Source organism: Psychroflexus sp. S27 (assembly GCF_002810405.1).
Taxonomy (GTDB): domain Bacteria; phylum Bacteroidota; class Bacteroidia; order Flavobacteriales; family Flavobacteriaceae; genus Psychroflexus; species Psychroflexus halocasei_A.
Map to the genome: position 1 here is coordinate 1 of NZ_NEXQ01000016.1, position 2,706 is coordinate 2,706.

1 tRNA gene and 2 rRNA genes are annotated in these 2,706 nt (G+C 46.3%); all 3 read right to left on the minus strand.

The features are described 5' to 3' along the window. Positions 1-1,090 (minus strand): 23S ribosomal RNA (locus CAP47_RS02105); the annotation flags it as partial. A 152-nt stretch (positions 1,091-1,242) separates the two neighbouring features. After that, positions 1,243-1,316, minus strand: a tRNA-Ile gene (locus CAP47_RS02110). A gap of 103 nt (positions 1,317-1,419) precedes the next feature. Next, a 16S ribosomal RNA gene (locus CAP47_RS02115) occupies positions 1,420-2,706 on the minus strand; the annotation flags it as partial.

Consider the following 2,706-nt stretch of genomic DNA (forward strand, 5'->3'; position numbering starts at 1 on the left):
CAAGCCAACATCCTAGCTGTCTATGCAATTAGACCGCGTTTTTTCAACTTAGTATATATTTTGGGACCTTAGCTGATGCTCTGGGTTCTTTCCCTCTCGGACATGGACCTTAGCACCCATGCCCTCACTGGTAGTCATCATTTTATAGTATTCGGAGTTTGTCAGGAATTGGTAGGCGGTGAAGCCCCCGCATCCAATCAGTAGCTCTACCTCTATAAAACTAAATCTACCGCTGCACCTAAATGCATTTCGGGGAGTACGAGCTATTTCCGAGTTTGATTGGCCTTTCACCCCTACCCTCAGGTCATCCCAAGACTTTTCAACGTCAACGGGTGCGGTCCTCCATTTAGTGTTACCTAAACTTCAACCTGCCCAAGGGTAGATCACACGGTTTCGCGTCTACCAATGCTAACTTATGCGCCCTATTCAGACTCGCTTTCGCTACGACTGCTTAACTGAATTAATTAGTCTCGCTAACACCGGTAACTCGTAGGCTCATTATGCAAAAGGCACGCCGTCACCCCTAAAGGCTCCGACCGCTTGTAAGCGTATGGTTTCAGGGTCTATTTCACTCCTTTATTCAAGGTTCTTTTCACCTTTCCCTCACGGTACTAGTTCACTATCGGTCTCTCAGTAGTATTTAGCCTTACCGGATGGTCCCGGTAGATTCATGCAAGGTTTCTCGTGCCCCGCATTACTCAGGATACTACTATCAATTAAAATTTTACCCCTACAGGCCTATCACCTTCTTTGGAGAGCATTTCCATACTCTTTGGGTTACATTTTAATCAAATATTGTAGTCCTACAACCCCAATCTTGCCGAAACAAAACTGGTTTGGGCTTCTTCACTTTCGCTCGCCGCTACTCGCAAAATCACTATTGTTTTCTCTTCCTCCGGCTACTTAGATGTTTCAGTTCACCGGGTTTGCCTCCTTTCGGATACTAGATCTTCAATCTAGTGGGTTGCCCCATTCGGATATCTGCGGATCAATTCATATGTGCTAATCCCCGCAGCTTTTCGCAGCTTGTCACGTCCTTCATCGCCTCTGAGAGCCTAGGCATCCCCCATACGCCCTTAATAAGCTTATAATAACTCTTCTATTTTTTAATAAATAAAACTCTCGTCTCTCTATTTTTATCTTATCTCAATATGTCAATGAACTTGTATAAATTAATAATATGTTAAAATATTATTAATATAGATATCAATACTAACTCCCGCCAGTACCAACTTTTTAAAGTAGTCTCAGGCAGACTCGAACTGCCGACCTCTACATTATCAGTGTAGCGCTCTAACCAGCTGAGCTATGAGACTTGGTCTTCGTATCTCTACATACAAATCAAAATTTATTACTGAATTGACAAAGCATAAAGACTATCAAATAATCTTGATATCATCGTAAAGCTATCTCTCTTAAAAAGGAGGTATTCCAGCCGCACCTTCCGGTACGGCTACCTTGTTACGACTTAGCCCCAGTTACCAGTTTTACCCTAGGCGGCTCCTCACGGCGACCGACTTCAGGTACCCCCAGCTTCCATGGCTTGACGGGCGGTGTGTACAAGGCCCGGGAACGTATTCACCGCATCATGGCTGATATGCGATTACTAGCGATTCCAGCTTCACGGAGTCGAGTTGCAGACTCCGATCCGAACTGTGATAGGGTTTGTAGATTCGCTCCTGGTCACCCAGTGGCTGCTCTCTGTCCCTACCATTGTAGCACGTGTGTAGCCCAGGACGTAAGGGCCGTGATGATTTGACGTCATCCCCACCTTCCTCACAGTTTACACTGGCAGTATGGCTAGAGTTCCCGACATGACTCGCTGGCAACTAACCAAAGGGGTTGCGCTCGTTATAGGACTTAACCTGACACCTCACGGCACGAGCTGACGACAACCATGCAGCACCTTGCAATTTGTCCGAAGAAAAAGTTGTTTCCAACCCTGTCAAACTGCATTTAAGCCCTGGTAAGGTTCCTCGCGTATCATCGAATTAAACCACATGCTCCACCGCTTGTGCGGGCCCCCGTCAATTCCTTTGAGTTTCATTCTTGCGAACGTACTCCCCAGGTGGGTTACTTATCACTTTCGCTTAACCACTCAATCCTCAATTAGACCGAACAGCTAGTAACCATCGTTTACTGCGTAGACTACCAGGGTATCTAATCCTGTTCGCTACCTACGCTTTCGTCCATCAGCGTCAGTGTATTGTTAGTGATCTGCCTTCGCAATCGGTATTCTGTGTAATATCTATGCATTTCACCGCTACACTACACATTCTAACCACTTCACAATAACTCAAGAACAACAGTATCAACGGCAATTTCGTGGTTGAGCCACAAACTTTCACCGCTGACTTAYTATCCCGCCTACGGACCCTTTAAACCCAATAATTCCGGATAACGCTCGGATCCTCCGTATTACCGCGGCTGCTGGCACGGAGTTAGCCGATCCTTATTCATATAGTACCGTCAACAAATCACACGTGATTCTTTTTCTTCCTATATAAAAGCAGTTTACAACCCATAGGGCAGTCTTCCTGCACGCGGCATGGCTGGATCAGAGTTGCCTCCATTGTCCAATATTCCTCACTGCTGCCTCCCGTAGGAGTCTGGTCCGTGTCTCAGTACCAGTGTGGGGGATCTCCCTCTCAGGACCCCTACCTATCGTCGCCTAGGTATGCCGTTACCATACCTACTAGCTAATAG